Origin of the sequence: Fusobacterium sp. (genome assembly GCF_032477075.1) — a bacterium.
Lineage (GTDB): Bacteria > Fusobacteriota > Fusobacteriia > Fusobacteriales > Fusobacteriaceae > Fusobacterium_A.
In genome coordinates this window covers 73,534-95,621 of record NZ_JAWDXO010000002.1, presented here as the reverse complement: position 1 = coordinate 95,621, position 22,088 = coordinate 73,534, and the positions used below count along the sequence as shown (strand labels likewise).

Genomic DNA, 22,088 nt, shown 5'->3' with positions numbered 1-22,088 from the left:
ATAACGTTTAAGAATGAAAAAAATTTTAATTTTAAAAATAGGAGCATTAGGAGATGTAGTAAGAACAACATATTTTTTACCTGGATTAAAAAAATTATATGATAATTTTGTTGAAGTATATTGGATTACATCAAATATAGCTTTTGAATTATTAGAAGAGAATAAATATATTGATAAGCTTATAAAAATAGAAGATAAAAAAGAAATGAGAAAAATAGAAAATGAAAATTTTGATTGGATTATTTCATTAGAAGATGAAAAAGAAGTATTTGAAAAAATAGAAAACCTTAAATTTAAAAAACTTTCAGGAGTATATAAAAAAGGAGGCTATTTAACTTATACAGAAGATTTGAAAGAATGGTTTGATATGGGACTTTTATCAAAATATGGGAAAGAAAAAGCAGATATATTAAAGAAAAATAATAAACTAAGTCATAAAGAAATATTTTCTAAAGGTCTAAATATAGATATTTTAGAACCCTATTTTTTTAATAATATGAATTTGGAAGAAAAAATAAAAAAAAGTTTTGAAAAATATACTAAAAAATATTTAATAGGTTTTAATCTTAATGCAGGAAAAAGATGGCCATCTAAGGCATTAAAAATTGAAGAAGGAAAAAAATTAATACAAGAGTTATTAAAATATAAAAAAAATTATTTATTTATTTTGGGCGGGAAAGAAGAATTAGAAATAAATAAAATGTTGGTAAAAGGATTTGAAAAAGAAAAAAATATAATTTTAATAGAGCCTTGTGAACTAAAAATATTTGCTGCAATTATAAAGAATCTTAATTTATTAATAACAAGTGATACTTTGGCATTACATTTAGCAATAGCTCAAAAAGTAAAGACAATAAGTTATTATGCTCCTACCTCAGCTGTAGAAATTGATACTTTTGAAAATGGAGAAAAAATAATTTCAGAAACAGAAGATTACTGTAGTTACAAACCCTTTGTTGATAATAATACAATAACAGCTAAAAAAATATTAGAAAAAATAAGAAAATTAGAAAAAGGATAAAAATGGAATATTTATATTTATATTTTTTGGTAATTACTATTGGAATATTATATCTGAATAGAAGTGATATAAGGAAAATAAAATTAATATTTTTAATATTAATTTTATTTTCTGGATTTCGATATTATATTGGAACAGATTATCCAATGTACATGAAAATATTTTCATTGATAAAAAATAATATTGCCCATTATGAAGTTTTAAGGTTGGAAAAAGGTTATTATTTTTTAGTAAAATTTATTGCCAGTATAAAGGGAACACAACAACTAACTTTTTTAGTAATAGCTTTTTTCACAAATTATTTAATATATAAAAACATAAAAAAAGAATCAAGTGATATATTGATGTCTACACTTATTTATTTTTTAGTAGGAGCTTATTATTCAGCAGGGTTCAATTTGATTAGGCAGGTTATGGCAATTAGTATATTTTTTTATTCAATTAATTTTATAAAACAGAGAAAAATAATAAAATATTTTTTATTTATAATTCTAGGAAGTCTATTTCATAAAAGTTGTTTTGTATTATTACCATTATATTGGATATTGAATTTAAAATATAATAGATTTATAAAAGTTATTTTAATTTTTATTACAGTAAGTTTTAATTTTTTATTACCTAAAGCTTATGAAATAATAGGTTATGGACAATATACAATATTAGAATATAAAGCAACAACAAATTTTATAACTTTATCATTATTTTTTATTTTAGCATTACTGATAGAAATTTTTTCAAATAGAATTTTTTTAGATAGTGTAAGTAAAAATATAAATTTTTTTACAATACTTTTAGTTTTAAGTATTTTTCTTAATGAAAAAAATTTCCCTACAATGAATCAAGTGTTTATACGAATGAGTTTGTATTTTACTTTTTATTATATTATTCTAATTCCACAATTATTAAGATATTTGACAAAAAAATATTCTAAGATAATTAAGTTTCTATTTTTTATTTGTATTTCAGTTCTATATTTTAAAACTTTTTTATTACAACTTCCAATTTATAAATATAATTTTATTTTGTTTGAGTTTTAATAAAAAATAGAAAAGGAGATAATCTTGATGAAAATAATAGCATACTATCTGCCACAATTTCATGAAATTGCAGAAAATAATCTTTGGTGGGGGAAAGGTTTTACAGAATGGACAAATGTAAAAAATGGGAAAAAATTATTTAAAGAACATAAGCAACCATTAAAGCCATTAAATGACAATTATTATAATTTATTAGATAAAAAAACAGTAAAATGGCAGAGTAAATTAGGAAATAAATATGGAATATATGGATTCTGTTATTATCATTATTGGTTTAAAGGAAAAAAAATATTAGAAAAACCAGCAGAGAATCTTTTAAAATGGCAAGATATAAAACAAAATTTTTGTTTTTGTTGGGCTAATCATTCATGGAAAAAAACTTGGAATGGATTAAAAGAAACTCTCATAGAACAAGAATATGGGCTAAAAGAGGATTGGCAAGAGCATTTTAATTATTTGAAAAACTTTTTTTTAGATGAAAGATATATAAAAATAGATGGAAAACCAGTATTTTTAATATATCAGCCAGATGATATTTTAAAGTTTGATGAAATGATAGATTTTTTTGATAAAGCATGTAAAAAGTTAGGATATTCAGGAATTTATATAATAGAATCTAAAAATAATCTAAAAAATTTTAATTTTTTTTCACCTAAAAGTTCTGCAATGGTGTTAAGGGAACCTAATTGTTGTCTCAGTAAAAGAAATATTTTTCAAAAAGTTACTCAGAGATTAAAAAATAATTTATCAAAAAATTATTTATATTTTGTTCAAAAGTATAAATATGAAGAATTTCTAAAAAAGAGTATAGACATATCTAGCGAATTTTTAAATAAAAAAATATATCCAGGAATATTTACTGGTTGGGATAATACTTCAAGACATGGACGAAGAGGATATGTGATTGAGGGAAATACACCAAAGTTATTTAAAAAATATTTGTTAAATCAAAAAAAAATAATGAAAGAAAAAAATATAGATTATATTTTTTTGAATGCATGGAATGAATGGGCTGAAGGAATGTATCTAGAGCCTGATGAAAAATTTAAATATGGTTATTTAGAAGCTATAAAAGAAGTTATGGAAATAGAGGTATGAAGATGAAAGGAATAATATTAGCAGGAGGAAGTGGAACAAGACTTTATCCAATAACAAAATCAATATCAAAGCAGATAACACCAATATATGATAAACCAATGATATATTATCCTCTATCAGTTTTAATGTTGGCAGGAATAAAGGATATCTTGGTTATTTCTACACCGAGGGATCTTCCAATGTTTGAAGAATTGTTAAAAAATGGTTCAGATTTTGGTATATCTCTAAGTTATGCAGTACAGAAACAGCCTAATGGTCTTGCTGAAGCATTTTTAATAGGAGAGAACTTTATAGGAAATGATTCATGCGCTTTAGTACTTGGAGACAATATTTTCTATGGACATGGATTTACAGGAATGTTAAAAGAAGCTGAGTCAAAGAAAAAAGGAGCAACAATATTTGGATATTATGTACAAAATCCTAGAGATTTTGGAGTAGTAGAATTTGATGAAAAAAATAGAGCAATATCTTTAGAGGAGAAACCTAAGAATCCAAAATCTAATTATGCAGTACCTGGATTGTACTTTTATGATAATACAGTAGTAGAAAAAGCTAAGAAAGTAAAATCTTCAAAAAGAGGAGAATTGGAAATAACAACACTAAATGAAATGTATCTTAATGAAGGAACTCTAAATGTAACAAGTCTAGGAAGAGGAATGGCATGGCTTGATACAGGAACACATGAAGCATTATTAGAAGCAGCAAACTATGTAAAAACTATTCAAAGCAGACAAGGAGTAATGGTAGCCTGCCTTGAAGAAATTGCATATAGAAATGGTTGGATAACAAAAGAAAAAGTATGTGAATTAGCAAAACTATTGCTTAAATCTAAATATGGAGAATATTTGATGGATCTTATCAAATAAATAAAGGGGAAGATATGAGTAAATTTAAAAAGATAGAAACAGGAATAGAAGGTCTATACATATTAGAACCAACTGTATTTGGTGATGAAAGAGGCTTTTTTCTTGAAACATATAGCAAGAAAGAATTTGAAGAAATAGGAATATTTGATGAATTTGTGCAGGATAATCATTCTAAGTCTAAAAAAGGTGTACTTAGAGGACTTCATTTTCAAACTAAACATTCCCAAGGAAAATTAGTGAGGGTAATAAGAGGCTCAGTATATGATGTAGCTGTGGATATTAGAAAAGACAGTAGTACATATGGAAAATGGTATGGAATACAATTAAGCGCAGAAAACAAGAAAATGTTTTTCATACCAAAGGGATTTGCACATGGATTTTTAACATTAGAAAATGAAACAGAATTTCAATATAAGTGTACAGATATTTATATACCACAATATGATTCAGGAATAATATGGAATGATAAAGATATAAATATCAATTGGAATTTTGAAAAATATGGTTTAAAAAAAGAGAATATAGTTTTATCTGAAAAAGATAAAAAGTATCAGTCTTTTGAGGAATACACGCAAAAAAACATATAAAAGTATATTATTTAAATAATAATAAATTGAAAAACAATTAATAAAAAGATAATACAGTAAAAAATAAAGATAAATAATTTAAAACACTATAAAATATTAGAGAGGAAAATTAAATGTGGGTTTTAATTTAGAAGAAAAATATAATATTTTAAATGAAAAAGAATGTTTGAAAATGGTAAGAGATATAATTCTGTTTTCTGGAGTTTTTAAAAAAATATATTGTATAGGAATAGCAGGAAGTATTGGAAGAAAAGAAAAAAAGATTATAGATTCTAATTTAAATGATGTAGATTTTTTTGTAATTGCTGAAGATATAATTAAAGAAAAGGCTCAATTAGAAAAAAAATTAAATCAAATATTGAAAACAGAATTTAGTGATATTTTATATTTGAATATAAAAAAATATAAAAAAATTTATTCAATGAATACATTAGAACAATCATTTTATGATTTAATGCTAGGATCAATTTATTTATACGAAAAAACAGAATTTAGAGAAATTAATAAAAAAATAATTTTAAAAAAATATAATATTTCTCATAGAAGTGCATTTACTGTATATTGTACTAGAATGTGGTGTCTTGTTGGAGCATATGATTTTAATGAAAAAGAAGGAATAATAATAAAAGATGAAAAATTTGCTAATTATCAAGTAAAAAAAGCAATTTCAGCCATCATTGATGCAACTTTAATTTTAAATAATAAATATATTGGAATAAAAACATTTCAAAAAATAGAAGCATTGAAAACAACTAAGTTTTATTTTAAATATCAAGAGTATTACAATAAAATTTTAGATATTTATTTAAATAAAGACTTTAAAGTTACGGAAAAGGATTATATACAGATTCTCGATATTTATTTATATTTTGGAGAATTAATTTTAAAATATAAGTTATTATTTTGGGAATTAATAAAAAACAAACCATATATAATTTTTAAAAAAAATAATTTTATCTTAATAAGAACATATTTGAGAAGGTATTTTTATTTAAAAAAGATATATTCATTACTTTTAAAAAATAAATTTGATAAAAGAATAAAAATTTATATGACATTATTTTTAAAATAGTGATAAGGAGGTCATGAAGTGAAAAAAGTAATTTTTATATTAGCAGATGCTTTTAAAAGTGAATATATTAATATTTGTAATTTAGAATTTTTAAAAGAAGAAATTAATAAAACGAATACTTTATATATAGAAAAAATATATCCAAGTACAGGGTTTTGCGAAATAATAGAATATGTTACTGGAAAACCAGCTGAAGAAAATGGATATTTAGCTCAAATAGCTTTTAAAGAAGAATGGGAAAAAAAAGAAGTAAATATAAATTATTGGCTATTGATTTTAGAAAAAATAGAAAAAATTATGAGTAAAATTCCTAAAATAAGATGGATATACTTTAATTTTGTAAATAAGATTTTAAAAAAATATATTTCTGAAGAAATGATAAGAGTTAGATATAAGATTCCAATAACTTTATTAGAATATTTTAAACCAACAGAATCAGTATATAGTTATGATTCAATTGGATTTGGTGGAGAAAGTAATATTTTTTATAAATTAAAAGAAAAGGGAGTTTCCTATGATATAGATGACTTTGTAAAATATAATAAAATAAAAGGAACAGATAATGGAAGATTAGAAAATTTAATAACAAAAATAAAAAATAAAGATTTAAAAGACTTCACTTTATTATACATAGGTTATGGGGAGATTGCACATTATAATTCAGTAAAGAATAACTTTTTTAATCAAGAATTAAAGAATTTTGATATAAAATTAAGAGAAGTAGTTAATTTATTAAAAAAAAATTATGAAGAATATGAACTAATGATCTTAGGAGATCATGGAATGGTAAATATAGAAAATTATTTTAATATTTATCCCATAATAGAAGAGTTTAGAAATAAATTTAATCTAAATTTAAAAAAGGATTATATGTATTTTATAGATTCAACTATGTTTCGTTTATCTTTAAAAAATAAACTTATTATAAGTGAAGTTAAAACATTTTTTAAGGATAAATTAAAAGGATATTATGAAGAAAACTTAGAGGATTACTTTAATAAGTTTGATTCTAAATATGGAGACATAAAAATATTATTAAAACCAGGAAATGTATTTTATCCAGATTATTTTAATTATAAAAAAAACAAAGGAATGCATGGATATAATTCAAAAACTCAAGGTCAAGAAGGAACTTTTGTTTCAATTTCCTCTCAAAAATTAAATCAAGAAAAATTTAAAGAAAAATATTTATATCAAATAAATGAGTATATAATAAAGGAACTAATCAAATGAATAATATAGAAGTAAGTGTGATAATACCAGTATATAATGTTGAAATGTATATTTATCGCTGTATAAAACAAATTATTAATCAGTCATATAAAAATATTGAAATAATTATTATAAATGATGGAACTAAGGATAATTCTATTGATGAAATAAAAGAGTTTTTATTAGACTCTAGAGTGACTCTTATCAATAAAAAAAATGAAGGACTTTCTGCTGCAAGAAATGAAGGCATTAAAATTGCTAAAGGAGAATATATTCTTCATGTTGATTCAGATGACTTTATAGATAAATTTATGATAGAAAAGATGATTAATAAAGCTAAAAAATATAAATTAGATGTTGTTATTTGTGATGTTAATTTTTATTATGAAAAAAATAGTAAAGAAAATATGGTTTTAAAAGATGGAGAAATAAAGGAAAATGAAATTATCTATAATAAAAAATATTTGAAAAAGTTTTTTTTAGGAGAAGGATTACCTAGTATATGGAATAAGATGTGGAGAAGAGATTTATATATTGAAAATGAAATTTGGCATCCTACAAATATTTCATATGGAGAAGATGGAGCTACAATGCCTAAACTTATTCTAAAAAGTAAAAGAATAGGAAAAATAAATGAACCTTTATATTATTATTGTCAAAGAAAAAATAGTATGATGAATACAAATATAAATATTATGAGCTATTTAAAGGTATATATTAAAATAATAACATTTTTAAAAAAAAATAAAAAATTAGAAATCTATAAAAAATACATAGGTATATATAAATATACTTATGTCTATATTCATTTGTTAAGGCATACTTATTGGAGTTCTTCTGTTCAAGAAAATATACAGTTTAAAATTTTATATAAACTGTTTTATAAAGATTTAAAAAAAATTGAGCTAAATCTAATAGAGGATAAATACATGATATTAATATATTTTTATAAAAAAAATATATATTTAGGAGAAAGTTTAAAATTTTTATATTTGTTTTTTAAAAAAATAAAAAGGAGGAATTATTGGAGGAAAAATTATTAAAAAAATTTATTTCTTTTTCTTTTGGTAATTATATAAGTATAATTATAGGAATTATTACTGTTCCAATTACTACAAGAATGTTATCACCACCAGAATATGGAATTTATTCTTTAATTGAAATACTAATAAATATAATAGTTTTAATCTCATTTTTAGGAATGGATCAAGGATTTATGCGATACTTTTATGAGGAAAAGGAAGAATTGAGAGGAGGATTGTTATATACTTGCATATTTTATCCAATTATTATGTTAATATTAATATTATCTGTAATTTCCTTTTTTAAAAATGAGGTGTCAAGTTTTCTTTCAGGAGAAAATGATAATTTTATTTTTAAAGGAATTGTATTAGGAAGTTTAATTTATTTTTTTAATAGATTTTCAATGTTAATAATAAGAATGAACCAATTAGGAAAATTATATTCATTGTTAAATATAATGACTCAAGTTTTGAAGTTTATCTTCATATTGTTACTTTATAAATATTATTTTGACAGTTATAAAGTTATTTTATATTCTAATATATTTTCTTTGATTATTATTACACTTATTGCGATTATTCATCAAAGAAAAATTTGGAAATTTTGTACAAAAAGTTCTTTTGATAAAAAAGAAATTTTTTTCTACAGTGCTCCTTTATCTGTATCTGTAATATTAATATGGGTTTTTCAGTCATTGGATAAAATTATGATTCAGAATTATTCTACAAGTTATGAAGTTGGAATATATTCTGTAGCTTTTAAAGTTATAGCATTGATAAATACAATTCAACAAGGATTTACAATGTTTTGGACACCAGTTGCTTATGAAAAATATAGTAAGAATCCAGAAAATTTAAAATTTTTTGAAAATATTTTTGATTATGTGGCTATATTTTTTTTTATGATAGGAGTAGGAGTTTTATTAAGTAAAGATATAATTCTTTTATTTTTAGGAAATAAATATATGGATAGCATGAATATTTTTCCAATGTTAATTTTTATTCCAATAATGTATACCCTTTCTGAAGTTACAGTTGTAGGGCTTGTATTTCGAAAAAAGACAACCATAATAATGCTCTTGACTTTTATAGTAACTTTGTTTAACGGACTTGGAAATTTTTTTTTAATCCCTAAATTTGGAGCAAAAGGAGCAGCTATTTCTACTGGAATAACTTATATATTATTTTTTATTTTGCGAACATATTTTTCCATTAAATCTATAAATTTTAAATTTAACTTAAAAAGAGCATATTTTACTATTATTTTAATAATATTTTATAGTTTATATTTGACATTTACCAATAAGATTTATTATACAGTTATATTGGGGTTATTATTGGAATTTGTAATAGTAATATTATATTTTGATATTGCAAAAAATATTATAAAAAAATTTTATAATATTTTTAGATAAAAATTATTATAATAGTGGCTAATTTTTTAGTTATATTGATTTAAATAAAATATTTTGATGATATTAATTGAAATATATAAAGTGTTTTTTATGTTTTTGATAATGTTATATTTTAATTTAAAAATAATTCTATTTATTTCAATGTTCATGAGAATAAACATACATAAAATTGATAAAAAATATCTTATTTCAACAAATGTCAAAAGAAAGGAATAAAAATGACAGAAAAAGAGTTTTTAACCTTATATAAGGAAAGAAGGAATCTAAAAAGCATAAGAGAAGCAAAAGAAAGATTAGATTCTTTCTGGAAAGCTCTTTTTGATGTTTTAGAAGAAGAGGATAAAGTAATAATAAAAGATTGGGGAATATTTGAAAAGAAAGAAGTAAAATCCAGAAAAATATTAAATCTGGCAACTAGAGAAATGATGATAACAGAAGAAAAGAAAGTTATTAAATTTAAGCCTAGAATGAAAATGATAGATAAAGTGAATGAACTCAATACTCTGATAGAGGAGGAATATGAACACTAGAGAATTTGTATCATATTACAAAAAATTGAGAAGAGAACAGGATGAAACAATAGAAGATAAAGAAGCAAGGGAAGAAATAGAAGAGATATTTAACCTTATAGCAGAAGTAACAGCTATGGATGAAGAGGTAAAATTTAAAAACAAAGGAACATTTTCACTTTTAAAAAGAAAAAAAAGAAGAATAGGAAGTCCAACATCAAAAGATGTGAGAGAAATTATTCCTAAAAAAACAATAAAATTTGTACAGTCAAAAGTACTGGAAATAAATTAAGAATTTAAATTATTTTTCACATTTCTTTAAATCAAAAAAGAGCTTGAATATATTTATTCAGGCTCTTTTTATGTTAGTAGTTCTCAGGGAACATTATTCTTTCTACACCTTCTATAATGATGTGAAGTATCATCATATGTATTTCCTGTACTCTGTCAGAAGTCTTTCCTGGAATGATAAATTCATAATCACACATTCCTTTAAGTTTTCCTCCATCTTTTCCAAGTAGTACACAAGTTTTCATCCCTATCTTCCTAGCAGCCTCTACAGCTTTAATCACATTGCCAGAGTTTCCGCTTGTAGAAATACCTATAAACATATCTCCAGGCTTTCCATAGGCTTCTACACCTCTTGAAAAGACATAATCAAATCCATAGTCATTACCTACACAAGTTATATGAGATGATTCTGATATTGCTATAGCAGGAAGAGCTCTTCTGTCTCCTCTGAATCTCCCTGTAAATTCTTCAGCAAAATGTAAAGCATCACAGTTGCTTCCACCATTGCCACAGATTAATACTTTATTTCCATTGTTAAAAACTTCTGCTAAAGCTTCAGCAGTTTTTTCAGTTTCTTTTCTCTTTTCTTCTTCTTTAATAAAATTTTCAAGAAGTTCAAGCTCTATCTTGTATGAATCTATTAAGTTCATTCAACCTCCTAATACTGAATCTTATAATCTTGGATAAAGTTGATGAATTTGATAATTTGAATAAGACTTTTCTTATCTTTAGTGATAACTACTTGATATCCATCTTTTACTTCATTAACTTTATAGATTATTTTAAATTCTCCTCTTTCGATCTCTTTATGAACTGCATAATAAGGAAGGATTACATTCCCTATCTCTTCTCTTACCATTCCCTTTATTACTTCAAGATTACCAAGTACAGATATTTTCGTATCAAAAGATATTCTGTATTTATCTTCAATTACAGCAATAGCTTCATTGTTATTAGGAATAGTTTTTCTAGTGATAAGTGGATCTTTAGATACACTTTCCATACTATGATACTCTTTTTTACTTACAAGAACATAAGGCATTTTTTCAATAGTTAAAACTTCAAGGTTAGAGTCAGTAATATGTTCTTCGTCTATAATAAGGATATCAAGATCACCTTCTTTTAACAGTTTTAAAAGCCAAGCCTTGTCAGCAATAGTTACATCATATTCAATTTCTTCATGAGCTTTAGAAAACCCTTTCATTAATCTAGGGATAAGAGGTTCACCAATAACAGATGTAGCTCCTATAGAGATTCTGGCTCTATCTAAATCAATAATTCTAGAGATTTCTTTTTCTGCTCTTTTAACTTTGTCAAATATATCTTCAGCCATTTTATATAAAGCTTCACCAGTATAAGTAAGCTTGATTTTTTTAGAACTTCTGTCAAAAAGTTTTGCATTTAAAATCTCTTCAAATTTTTTAACTTGAATAGATACAGCTGATTGATTGATGTAAAGTTTGCTTGCTGCTTTAGTAAAACTTTTCTCTTTTGCTACTTCATAAAATATTTTTAAATAATGTAAATCCATTTGACCACTCCCCAAAGAAATATATATGTAATAAATAACTATGTGTACATCTATTTTATCATAAAATTTTTATAATTCATAATTTTTTTATAAAAAAATCAAAATAATTTCATTTATTTTTTAAAAAAAATAAAATATCGTTTTAATTTAGAATAAAAAGTTCGCAAAAATGAAATGAAAATTTAAGTTCCATAAATTTTTTATATATTGAACTTTAGTTTAAGAAATAATGCGATAATTAGAATATAATAAAAAGGATTTTTTTAATATATTTAATATAAAAAATTGTATATTTTTTAAATAATAGAAAAATGTTTAAGGGCTTTAAAAATACCATCATTATCCACTGTATCAGTAACATAATCAGCAACTAATTTTACATCTTCATTAGCATTTCCCATAGCAACCCCTATTCCTACATTTATGAGCATAGTAATATCATTTCCACCATCACCAAAGGCCATAGTTTCTTCTTTAGAAAATCCATAATATTTCCTTATTTTTTCTACAGCTACGTGTTTTCCACCACCAGCTGGAATAACATCTAGAAATAATGGATTCCATCTTGTAGCTTCACAATTCTTTAGTACATTCATAAAAATATGTTCTTCTTCAGGAGATATATAAGGATTTAATTGAAATACCTCATTTCCTAAGGCTCTTGATATATCTTTAACAGGGAGCATAGGGAGATTTACAGCCTCCAAAACATTTTTAACATCATCATTTATATGATTGATGTACATTCCTCCTTCCCCTTCTACAAAACCACATGGATGAGGATAATCTTTTAAAAATTCAACAAGGTTTTTTATATCCTCAGGAGATATACTGTTTTTATAGATTATTTCTTTATTATTGAAACAATATTGTCCATTAAGAGTAACATAGCCATCAAATTTTAATTGATCAAGATTATTACCTAATGACATAATTGATGGATGTCTTCCTGTTGCAACAAATGTTTTTATTCCTTTTTCATGAAGCAGCTCAAAAGCCTTCATTGTACTTTCAGGAACTTTGTGAGTTTTAAAGCTTACAAGAGTCCCATCAATATCAAAAAATACAGCTTTTATCATTTAATCCTCCTCAATAAAAATAAAATAATAGGCTGGTCAAAATTAGCTTTTGAGCCAGCCTTATTCTCAAAATAAAATGATTTTATCCTTCTAAGAACTCTTCTAAATCACATTCGCTATTAAGAAGTTCATAGAAATTAATACCAGTGGTAGTAGTAATTATTCTAGCTTTTATAAAGTCTTTTTCTACAAGACTTTGTACAGCCTTATTGATATCATTTAAAGTATGATCTTTAAATTTTTTCTGTAATTCAACAGTGGTTAGAAATTTTCTTACAGTTTCCATTTCACTTCCATTTGCCATACAGCCAAGTGTTACTTTTTCTTTTTCTATATATATTGCCCCTTGAGCTTCATAGTCCAAAAGAGCTCTGAAAACCATTTCTTGTAAATTCATAAAATCTACCTCCTTAAAAAAGCCTTCTTACAATTTTATTATACAACTTTCTTAAATTTTTTAAAATAGATTTTTAGTATTATATAAAGTTCTTAAGGTTTTCAGTAAGTTTGTCCATTTTATCTTGATATTCTTTTTGAATTCTTCTTTCTCTTTCTAGAATATGTACAGGAGCTTTAGAAGTAAATCTTTCATCGGAAAGTTTTGTATTAACTTTATCAAGATCTTTTTGCACTTTTTCTATTTGTTCCTGTATTTTTTTAATTTCAACTTCAGCATTTAAAAGTCCAGTAAGTATCATATATACTTCAGAATTTCTAGCTACCCTGAATCCGCTTTGGTCAGGTTTTGCCATATCTTTTCCATATTTAAGTTCTTCTATTTTAGCTAATTTAGTTATGAAGATATAGTTATCTTCAAGAGTTTTTAACTCCATTTCATCAGAAGTTTTGATAATTACTTTTACTTCTTTAGCTGGAGATATTCCCATTTCAGCTTTTATATTTCTTAAAGAAGAAATAACTTCTTTAATATATTCAAAAGAATTTTCAATATCTCTGTTGATTAGTGATTCATCAGCTACAGGATATTCCTGTATCATGATAGAATCTCCTTCAACTTTAATTTTTTGCCAAATTTCTTCTGTTATGAATGGCATAAATGGGTGAAGCATTCTAAGTCCAGTTTCTAATACAGTCCAAAGTACATACTGAGCAGTTGTTTTAGATGCTTTTCCAGCGTCATCATCATTGTATAGTCTTACTTTTGCAAGTTCAACATACCAGTCGCAGAAGTCTCCTCTTAAGAATTCATAAACAGCTTTAGCAGCATCATCTAATTGGAACTTATCAATATACTCAGCTACTTCTTTAGAAGTTTCATTCATTCTAGAGAATATCCATTTATCAACCAATTCAAGTTTAAGATCTTCTTTATTTACAGATTTTACATCAAAATTTTCTAAATTAATAATAACAAATCTTGCAACATTCCATATTTTATTAGCAAAATTTCGTCCCATCTCAAGAAGTTTTTCAGAAAAATGTACATCCTGTCCTTGAGATGTGTTATATATCATAGAAAATCTGATGGCATCTGCACCAAATTCATCTATCAGATTTAATGGATCAGGAGAATTTCCTAAAGATTTAGACATTTTTCTTCCAATTTCATCTCTTACAATTCCATGGAAAAATACGTCTTTAAAAGGAATTTCTTTCATTTCATATAATCCAAACATGATCATTCTAGCTACCCAGAAGAAGATTATATCTGCTCCTGTTACAAGTGTAGATGTAGGATAGAAAGTTTCAAGTTCTTTAGTTTTTTCAGGCCATCCCATTGTAGAAAAAGGCCATAATGCAGATGAGAACCAAGTATCAAGTACATCTTCTTCTTGAATTAAGTCAACTTCTTTTCCATAATGTTTAGCTGCCATTTCTTTAGCTTCAGTTTCATCTCTTGCTACAAAAATGTATTTGTCAGGACCATACCAAGCAGGGATTCTATGTCCCCACCAAAGTTGTCTTGAGATACACCAATCCCTGATATTTTCAAGCCAGTTATAATAGATTTTTTCCATTCTTTTAGGCATAATTTTTATTTCGCCATTTTTTACTACTTCTAAAGCTTTTTGAGCCAGAGTTTCAGTTTTTACAAACCATTGTTTAGAAACTCTTGGTTCTACTACAGTCTGACACCTATAGCATTGACCTACATTATGTTTTATATTTTCTACTTTAATAAGTGCACCAGTTTCTTTTAAGTCCTCAACTATTATTTTTCTAGCTTCAAACCTATCTAGACCAGCATATTTAGGAAATTCATCAGTAACTGTAGCTTCTTTTGTAAGCATATTTATTATAAGAAGATCATGTTTTTTTCCAACATTAAAGTCATTAGGGTCATGAGCAGGAGTTATTTTTAGAGCTCCAGTTCCAAACTCTCTATCTACATAATCATCAGCTATTACAGGAATTTCTCTTCCCACTAGAGGGAGAATAAGTTTTTTTCCTATAAGATGTTTATATCTGTCATCTTCAGGATGTACAGCAACTGCTACATCAGCCAGCATAGTTTCAGGTCTTGAAGTAGCTATTATTATGAATTCATCAGAATCTTTCACTGGATATTTTACATACCATAAATGACCATCTTTCTCTACATGTTCAACTTCATCATCAGCAATGGCAGTACCACATCTTGGACACCAGTTTACCATGTATTCACCCTGATAGATGAGTCCATCATTGTATAAGTGAACAAATATTTCCCTTACAGCTTTTGAAAGCCCTTCATCCATTGTGAATCTTTCTCTATCCCAGTCAAGAGAAGCTCCAATTTTTCTTAATTGAGTAGTGATGATACCTCCATGTTTTTCTTTCCATTTCCAAGTTTCTTCAATAAATTTTTCTCTTCCTAAATCTTCTTTCTTTAATCCTTCTTCAGCAAGTTTTCTTTCAACTTTATTTTGAGTAGCTATTCCAGCATGATCACATCCTGGAAGCCATAAAGTATTAAAACCACACATTCTTTTATATCTTACTAGAGTATCTTGGATAGAGTTATTAAGTATATGCCCCATATGAAGTATACCAGTGACGTTTGGAGGAGGAATAACTATTGAATAGCTTTCTTTTCCTTCTTCCATTTTTCCAGCAAAGTATTTAGAATCTTCCCAGATCTTATACCATTTTGACTCTATTTCCTTAGGGGAATAAGTCTTATTAAGTTCTTCCATTTAAAATTCCTCCCAATAAACTTATATATAAAATATTTAATTTTTATTTTCCAGCATAGTTTCTATAAAGTTAAGAATATCTTCTTTTCCATTATCTGAAAGTGAAGAATGGAAGAAAACATCTTCATTATGAAATTCTATTTTTTTCTTTATTTCTTTCATTATTTTAAATTTTTCATTATTTGAAACTTTATCCATTTTAGTAAAAATTATTTTAAAAGGGATATCATGATGATCAAGGTATACAAGCATTTCTATATCTTCCTGACTAGGGATTCTTCTTATATCTAAAAGAACAAAAACCAATTTTTTTCTTGGACTGGCAATATATCTATCCATTGTTTTTCCCCATTCAGCTTTCATTTCTTTAGGTACCTTGGCAAATCCATATCCTGGAAGATCAACTATAAAGAATTCATTATTTATTTTGAAATAGTTTATAAGTTGAGTCCTTCCTGGAGTTTTACTTGTTTTTGCTAGTTTTTTTCTGCCAGTTATACTGTTGATCAAAGAGGATTTTCCTACATTAGATCTTCCTACAAAAGCAAATTCCATGTTGTTCAATTGCTCAGGGTAATCTTTTTCATAAACTGCGGATTTAACAAAATCTGCTTGTTTTATATTCATAAATCTTCCTCACTTAAAAAAATTATTTGTCTGCAAAAACCAGTTTTTCTACATCATCATATGTTTTAGCAAAATGAATAGTCATAGTTTTTGCTACTTCAGAAGGAATATCGCTTTCATCCATCCTATTATCATCAGGTAGGATAACTTCTCTAATACCAGCTCTGTGGGCTCCTATAACTTTTTCTTTTACTCCTCCTATTGCAAGGACATCTCCTGTAATAGTAACTTCACCAGTCATTGCTATATCTTGTCTTACTTGTCTTCCTGTAAGAACAGAAAGTATAGCTGTAACAATAGTTATACCAGCAGAAGGACCATCTTTAGGTGTTGCTCCCTCTGGGAAATGAAGGTGTATATTTTTCTTTTCAAAAAATTCTGGATTTTCTAATTTATATTTATCAAGGTTAGCTTTTACATAAGTAAATGCTACTTGAGCTGATTCTTTCATTACATTTCCTAATGTTCCTGTTAGAGAAATTTCTCCTTTACCAGGGATAGAAACTCCTTGTACTTCAAGAGTAACTCCACCTACAGAAGTCCATGCTAATCCATTTACAACCCCTTGTTTAGGTTGTTTTTCTTTTGTTTTTTCAGGTCTGAATTTAGGTTTACCTAAAAGTTTTTCAAGACTTGAACTTTTTATTGTAAATTTCTTTTTCTTTTGTTCCACAACTTCTCTAGCTATTTTTCTGCAAAGAGTTATAATCTCTCTTTTTAAATTTCTTACTCCAGCTTCTCTAGTATATTCATCAATAATTTTTAAGATGACATTATCAGGAATATGAATATCATAATCTTTTAAACCATTTTCTTCTTTAGCCTGTTTAATAAGATAATTTTTAGCTATATGAAGCTTTTCAAATTCAGTATATGAAGAAATATTAATTATTTCCATTCTGTCTCTTAAAGGAGGTGAAACTGTTCTGAGATCATTTGCAGTTGCTACAAAGAATACTTTTGAAAGATCAAAAGGCATATCAATATAGTGATCTTCAAAATGACTGTTTTGTTCAGGATCAAGTACTTCAAGCATAGCTGAAGCAGGGTCTCCTTTATAATCATTAGACATTTTATCTATTTCATCTAAAAGAATAACGGGATTTTTAGTTCCAGCATCTTTCATAGCTTTAATAAGTTTACCAGGCATAGAACCAATATATGTTCTTCTATGTCCTCTGATTTCAGCTTCATCTCTCACTCCACCAAGAGATACTCTTACAAATTTTCTTCCCATGGCTTCAGCAATAGATTTAACAAGAGATGTTTTACCTATTCCAGGAGGTCCTGCAAGGCAAAGAATTCCACCTTTCATGTTAGGATTAAGTTTTTTTACAGAAAGATAATCCAAAACTCTGTTTTTAGCATCTTTTAATCCATAGTGATCTCTTTCTAAAATATCATTAGCCTTTTTTAAGTCAAGAACATCTTTAGTACTTTTTTCCCATGGAAGGTCAAGTACAGTTTCAATATAATTTCTTGATACTGTTGCTTCAGCAGAAAATGGAGGCATTTTAGAAAGTTTTTTCATTTCAATATCAAGTTTTTGTTTAACTTCTTTAGGAAGTTTAGCTTTCTTTAATTTTTCAACAAGATCAAGCATATCATCATCTTGCGAATAATCTCCTAATTCTTCTTTCATAGCTGTTATTTTTTCTTTTATGTAGTAAGCTTTTTGAGCTTCATTCATTTTAGTTTTTACTTTATCATCTATTTTCTTTTCAAGAGAAGCTATTTCCATTTCATTAGTAAGAAGTTCTAATAACTTGTAACCTCTTTCTTTGATATCAAATATTTCTAAAAGTTCCTGTCTTATTTCACTTTTTACAGGAAGATTAGATGAAATGATATCAAAAGCATTGTTAATGTCTTTAATACCCTTTAGATTAACTAAAAGTTCTGAAGATATCTTTCCAGTCAAACCTACATATTTTTCAAAGTAGCTTAAAACCTTTCTATATACAGCTTCAGTTTCTTTAGTTTTTCCATTAGTACATTTTAAAACTTTATATGCAGCTTTATATTCAGTCTCTCCAACTTCTATATCTTCTATTACAACTCTGTCTTCTGCCTCTACCAATACTTTTATATTATTATTAGGCATTTTTACTATTTGGAGTATGTTGACTATTACTCCAATATTGTATATATCTTCAGGAAGATCAGGATTTTCCTTAGATGCGTCTTTCTGCATTCCCAGTACTAATTTACTTTTACTATTTACGGCTGATTCTAGTGTATTGATACTTTTTACTCTACCTACATATATAGGTGTTACTATACCTGGGAAGATAACTAAGTCCCTAGTAGGTAAAAATAGTGTTTTACTCATAAAGTTATCCCTCCTAATTTTTTTGTTCTTTTTCAATAATAGCTTTTGTTGAATCAAGGACAGCTTCTTCTCCAATTGTAACCTTAGTTATTGAATCATCAGAAGGAACTTCATACATTAATTCAAGCATAGTTTGTTCTATTATTGCTCTAAGACCTCGTGCTCCTATTTTTCTTTCAAGAGCAAGAACGGCGATTTTTTTCAGTGCTTCTGGAGTAAATTCCAAATCTACCCCTTCTAAATCAAACAGTTTTTTATATTGTTTAACAATTGCATTTTTAGGTTCTGTAAGTATTTTGATAAGAGCTTCTTCATCAAGATCTTTTAAAGTAGTTATAACAGGAAGCCTACCTACTAATTCAGGAATTATTCCCTGTCTTACCAAATCTTCAGGTAAAACTTTTACAAATACTTCTCCAACCTTTTCTTCAGATTCATTTTTTACATCAGCACCAAAACCTATAACTTTTTTATTAGTTCTTGATTTTATTACTTTTTCAAGTCCTTCAAATGCTCCTCCTACAATGAAAAGGATATTTGCTGTATCTATTTCGATAAGTTCCTGATTAGGATGCTTTCTCCCACCTTGAGGTGGTACCTGCGATTTAGTTCCTTCTATTATTTTTAAAAGGGATTGTTGTACCCCTTCACCAGATACGTCTCTTGTAATAGATACATTTTCTGATTTTCTTGCTATTTTATCAATTTCATCTATATAAATAATTCCTCTTTCTGCTGCTTCAATATCATAATCAGCTGCTTGAAGAAGTCTTACTAATACATTCTCAACATCATCTCCTACATATCCAGCTTCAGTAAGAGTAGTGGCATCAGCTATCGCAAAAGGCACACTTAAACATCTTGCAAGTGTCTGTGCCAAAAGAGTTTTACCAGAACCAGTAGGCCCAATCAAAAGGACATTAGATTTTTGAAGTTCTACATTATTATCTTTTTCTCCATAGTTATTTTTGTCTAATATTCTTTTGTAATGATTATATACTGCAACTGAAAGGATTTTTTTTGTTTCCTCCTGTCCAATTACATATTCATCAAGTTTTTCTTTTATCTCTTTTGGTGTCAAAAGAGAATCTGGTGATATATCTTCTGGAAGTTTTTCTCCCATTTTTTCGTTAGAAAGTTCAAGGATATCAAAACAGCTTTCTATACATCTGTCACAGATAAGAGCCCCATCTATCCCACTGAATAATTTAGAAACTTCATTTTCAGTACTTCCACAGAAGGAACATCTAGCTTTTTTACTCATATCATTCTCCTTTATTTTTTAAAGACTTGGTCAATAAGACCATAATTTTTTGCTTCTTCAGCTGACATATAATTATCTCTTTCTGTATCAGTTATGATTTCTGAAAGTGACTTTCCTGTACAGTCAGCCAATATTTGAGATAGCATCTCTTTCATTCTTAATATTTCTTTTGCCTGTATTTCTATATCTGTAGCTTGACCTCTTGCACCACCTAAAGGTTGGTGTATCATTATTCTAGAGTGTTCTAAAGCATATCTTTTTCCTTTTGCTCCAGCACCTAAAAGAAGAGCGCCCATACTTGCTGCCTGACCTATACAAACAGTTTGTACATCAGGCTTTATATAATTCATAGTATCATATATAGCCATTCCTGCTGTTACTACTCCACCAGGACTATTTATATACATGATAATATCTTTGTCTGGGTCTTCAGCTTCAAGAAAAAGAAGTTGAGCAACAATTGCATTTGCTATATTATCATCTATTTCTGTTCCTAAAAATATTATTCTATCTTTTAAAAGTCTTGAATATATATCATAGGTTCTTTCTGATCTCCCTGTACTTTCTACTACTGTTGGACTATACATAAATATTACCTCCTTAAATAAATAACAAAATAATTGATGTTTCCATTATTTTGTTATTTATTTAAGCTATAGGAAGCAGCTGGCTGCTTCCTATAGCTTAAAACTTATTATTTTGCAGTTTCAACTAAAAGATCAATTGCTTTTTGCATCATACATTCACCTTTTAATGTATATTTAAAGTTATCATAGTTATTATGAGATTTTAATTCTTCTTCTAGTTTAGCTAAATCCATTCCATAGTATCTAGCAACTTCAGTCATTTTAGCAGTAACTTCTTCTTCAGAAACTTCCAAATTTTCAGCTTTAGCTATAGCTTCAAGGATGAGGTCAACTTTTACCTTTCCAGCAGCCATAGGAGCAATTTGATTTTCTAATTTAGCTCTATCCATTCCAGTCATTTGTAAGTACATATCCATTCCAATACCTTGAGCTGAAAGTTGATTTTCCATTTCAGAAATTCTATTTTTAACTTCACTAGCTACCATTGAGAAAGGAACTTCTACTTTTGAATTAGCAGCAACTTTATCTAGTAATTTACCAATGTACTCATTTTTTATTCTAGCTTCTTCTCTAGATTTAATTTCTTCAGTTTTTTTAGTTTTAAGATCTTCAATAGATTCAAATCCTAATTCTTTAGCTAATTCTTCATTTAATTCAGGAACAACAAGTTTTTTGATAGCGTTGATTTTAACTTTGAAAACAGCAGGTTTTCCAGCAAGATCAGCAGCATGATATTGCTCAGGGAAAGTTACGTTAATTTCTCCTTCTTGACCAGTTGTATAACCAACTAATTGATCTTCAAAATTATCAATAAACATTTTAGAACCTAATTTTAAAGTATGAGACTCAGATTTTCCTCCTTCAAAAGGAACACCATCTACAAAACCTTCAAAAGCAAGATCAACAGTATCTCCCATTTCAGCTTTATGTCCAGCTTCAGTATCTTCTAATTTAGACTTACTATTTACCATAATTTCAAGTTCTTTATTTAAAATTTCTTCTTTCATTTCAAAAGTTTCTTTTTCAGCTTCTAATCCTTTGTATTCTCCTAATTCAACAGTTGGATATACATCAACTTTGAAAGTAAGATCAAAAGAATCATTAAGATTAGTAACTAAACTATGAACATAACTGATAGGCATTATATTTTCAGCTTTTACCACTTCTTCATAATATTTATGTAAAACTTTTTCAGTAACTTCCTCTTTTAAAGCATCTTTGAATTGAGCTTCAACTTTGTCCAGAGGAGCTTTTCCCTTTCTGAATCCAGGAACTTCAGCTTTGCTTGCAAGTTCTCCTAATACCTCATTTTTGATAGGACTTACTTCTTCAGCAGTAAGAGAAATTTTAATTTCTACTGCTGAATTTTCTAATTTTTTGATTTCGTGTTTCATTTTTCCT

The 22,088-nt window shown here is 26.6% G+C and carries 21 protein-coding genes; 11 read left to right on the top strand and 10 right to left on the bottom strand.

Features of this window, described 5'->3' with window-relative positions:
- Positions 1-13: 13 nt before the first annotated feature.
- From E6771_RS01630 to E6771_RS01585, 11 genes are all read left to right on the top strand, one after another.
- Complete coding sequence (locus E6771_RS01630) at positions 14-1,021, top strand: glycosyltransferase family 9 protein (RefSeq protein WP_316089172.1); 1,008 nt, start codon at positions 14-16, stop codon at positions 1,019-1,021.
- A gap of 2 nt (positions 1,022-1,023) precedes the next feature.
- Complete coding sequence (locus tag E6771_RS16040) at positions 1,024-2,058, top strand: EpsG family protein (RefSeq protein WP_410054661.1); 1,035 nt, start codon at positions 1,024-1,026, stop codon at positions 2,056-2,058.
- 27 nt (positions 2,059-2,085) lie between these two features.
- Positions 2,086-3,156, top strand: coding sequence for a glycoside hydrolase family 99-like domain-containing protein (locus E6771_RS01625; protein ID WP_316089170.1), 1,071 nt, complete (start codon positions 2,086-2,088; stop codon positions 3,154-3,156).
- 2 nt (positions 3,157-3,158) lie between these two features.
- Positions 3,159-4,022 (top strand): glucose-1-phosphate thymidylyltransferase RfbA, encoded by an 864-nt coding sequence (rfbA, locus tag E6771_RS01620; RefSeq protein ID WP_316089169.1) that lies wholly within the window; start codon positions 3,159-3,161, stop codon positions 4,020-4,022.
- Positions 4,023-4,036: 14 nt separating this feature from the next.
- Positions 4,037-4,609, top strand: a complete 573-nt coding sequence (gene rfbC / locus E6771_RS01615) for a dTDP-4-dehydrorhamnose 3,5-epimerase (RefSeq protein ID WP_316089167.1) — start codon at positions 4,037-4,039, stop codon at positions 4,607-4,609.
- 115 nt (positions 4,610-4,724) lie between these two features.
- Positions 4,725-5,681 carry a hypothetical protein gene (locus E6771_RS01610; RefSeq protein ID WP_316089165.1) on the top strand — a complete coding sequence of 319 codons (957 nt, stop codon included), beginning with the start codon at positions 4,725-4,727 and terminating at the stop codon, positions 5,679-5,681.
- An 18-nt stretch (positions 5,682-5,699) separates the two neighbouring features.
- A complete protein-coding gene (locus E6771_RS01605; RefSeq protein ID WP_316089164.1) occupies positions 5,700-6,914 on the top strand; it encodes an alkaline phosphatase family protein in 1,215 nt (404 codons plus the stop codon).
- Positions 6,911-7,936, top strand: coding sequence for a glycosyltransferase family 2 protein (locus tag E6771_RS01600; protein WP_316089162.1), 1,026 nt, complete (start codon positions 6,911-6,913; stop codon positions 7,934-7,936). The genes E6771_RS01605 and E6771_RS01600 overlap by 4 nt, the downstream gene beginning before the upstream one ends.
- Positions 7,918-9,330 carry a lipopolysaccharide biosynthesis protein gene (locus E6771_RS01595; protein WP_316089160.1) on the top strand — a complete coding sequence of 471 codons (1,413 nt, stop codon included), beginning with the start codon at positions 7,918-7,920 and terminating at the stop codon, positions 9,328-9,330. Before E6771_RS01600 ends, E6771_RS01595 begins: the two co-directional genes overlap by 19 nt.
- A 218-nt stretch (positions 9,331-9,548) precedes the next feature.
- Positions 9,549-9,860 carry an HU family DNA-binding protein gene (locus E6771_RS01590; RefSeq protein ID WP_316089158.1) on the top strand — a complete coding sequence of 104 codons (312 nt, stop codon included), beginning with the start codon at positions 9,549-9,551 and terminating at the stop codon, positions 9,858-9,860.
- A complete protein-coding gene (locus E6771_RS01585) occupies positions 9,850-10,131 on the top strand; it encodes an HU family DNA-binding protein (protein ID WP_316089156.1) in 282 nt (93 codons plus the stop codon). The genes E6771_RS01590 and E6771_RS01585 overlap by 11 nt, the downstream gene beginning before the upstream one ends.
- Before the next feature lie 73 nt (positions 10,132-10,204).
- Here E6771_RS01585 and gmhA read toward each other — a convergent pair whose 3' ends face one another.
- From gmhA to tig, 10 genes are all read right to left on the bottom strand, one after another.
- Entirely contained in the window at positions 10,205-10,780 is a 576-nt protein-coding gene (gmhA, locus tag E6771_RS01580; RefSeq protein ID WP_316089154.1) for a D-sedoheptulose 7-phosphate isomerase, read from the bottom strand.
- An 8-nt stretch (positions 10,781-10,788) separates the two neighbouring features.
- Positions 10,789-11,661, bottom strand: coding sequence for a LysR family transcriptional regulator (locus E6771_RS01575; RefSeq protein ID WP_005950969.1), 873 nt, complete (start codon positions 11,659-11,661; stop codon positions 10,789-10,791).
- 296 nt (positions 11,662-11,957) lie between these two features.
- A complete protein-coding gene (locus tag E6771_RS01570) occupies positions 11,958-12,740 on the bottom strand; it encodes a Cof-type HAD-IIB family hydrolase (RefSeq protein ID WP_316089152.1) in 783 nt (260 codons plus the stop codon).
- A gap of 82 nt (positions 12,741-12,822) precedes the next feature.
- A complete protein-coding gene (locus E6771_RS01565; RefSeq protein WP_316089150.1) occupies positions 12,823-13,137 on the bottom strand; it encodes a hypothetical protein in 315 nt (104 codons plus the stop codon).
- A 79-nt stretch (positions 13,138-13,216) separates the two neighbouring features.
- On the bottom strand, positions 13,217-15,877 hold the full coding sequence (locus tag E6771_RS01560) for a valine--tRNA ligase (RefSeq protein ID WP_316089148.1): 2,661 nt from the start codon (positions 15,875-15,877) through the stop codon (positions 13,217-13,219).
- 36 nt (positions 15,878-15,913) lie between these two features.
- Positions 15,914-16,504: a ribosome biogenesis GTP-binding protein YihA/YsxC gene (gene yihA, locus E6771_RS01555; protein WP_316089147.1), complete on the bottom strand. Its 591-nt coding sequence runs from the start codon at positions 16,502-16,504 to the stop codon at positions 15,914-15,916.
- 22 nt (positions 16,505-16,526) lie between these two features.
- A complete protein-coding gene (lon, locus tag E6771_RS01550) occupies positions 16,527-18,836 on the bottom strand; it encodes an endopeptidase La (RefSeq protein ID WP_316089145.1) in 2,310 nt (769 codons plus the stop codon).
- A 13-nt stretch (positions 18,837-18,849) separates the two neighbouring features.
- A complete protein-coding gene (clpX, locus tag E6771_RS01545; RefSeq protein WP_316089143.1) occupies positions 18,850-20,100 on the bottom strand; it encodes an ATP-dependent Clp protease ATP-binding subunit ClpX in 1,251 nt (416 codons plus the stop codon).
- An 11-nt stretch (positions 20,101-20,111) separates the two neighbouring features.
- On the bottom strand, positions 20,112-20,687 hold the full coding sequence (gene clpP / locus E6771_RS01540) for an ATP-dependent Clp endopeptidase proteolytic subunit ClpP (RefSeq protein ID WP_316089141.1): 576 nt from the start codon (positions 20,685-20,687) through the stop codon (positions 20,112-20,114).
- A 107-nt stretch (positions 20,688-20,794) separates the two neighbouring features.
- The gene (gene tig / locus E6771_RS01535) at positions 20,795-22,081 is read right to left on the bottom strand and encodes a trigger factor (RefSeq protein WP_316089139.1); all 1,287 of its coding nucleotides are present in this window, start codon (positions 22,079-22,081) and stop codon (positions 20,795-20,797) included.
- Between the last annotated feature and the right edge of the window lie 7 nt (positions 22,082-22,088).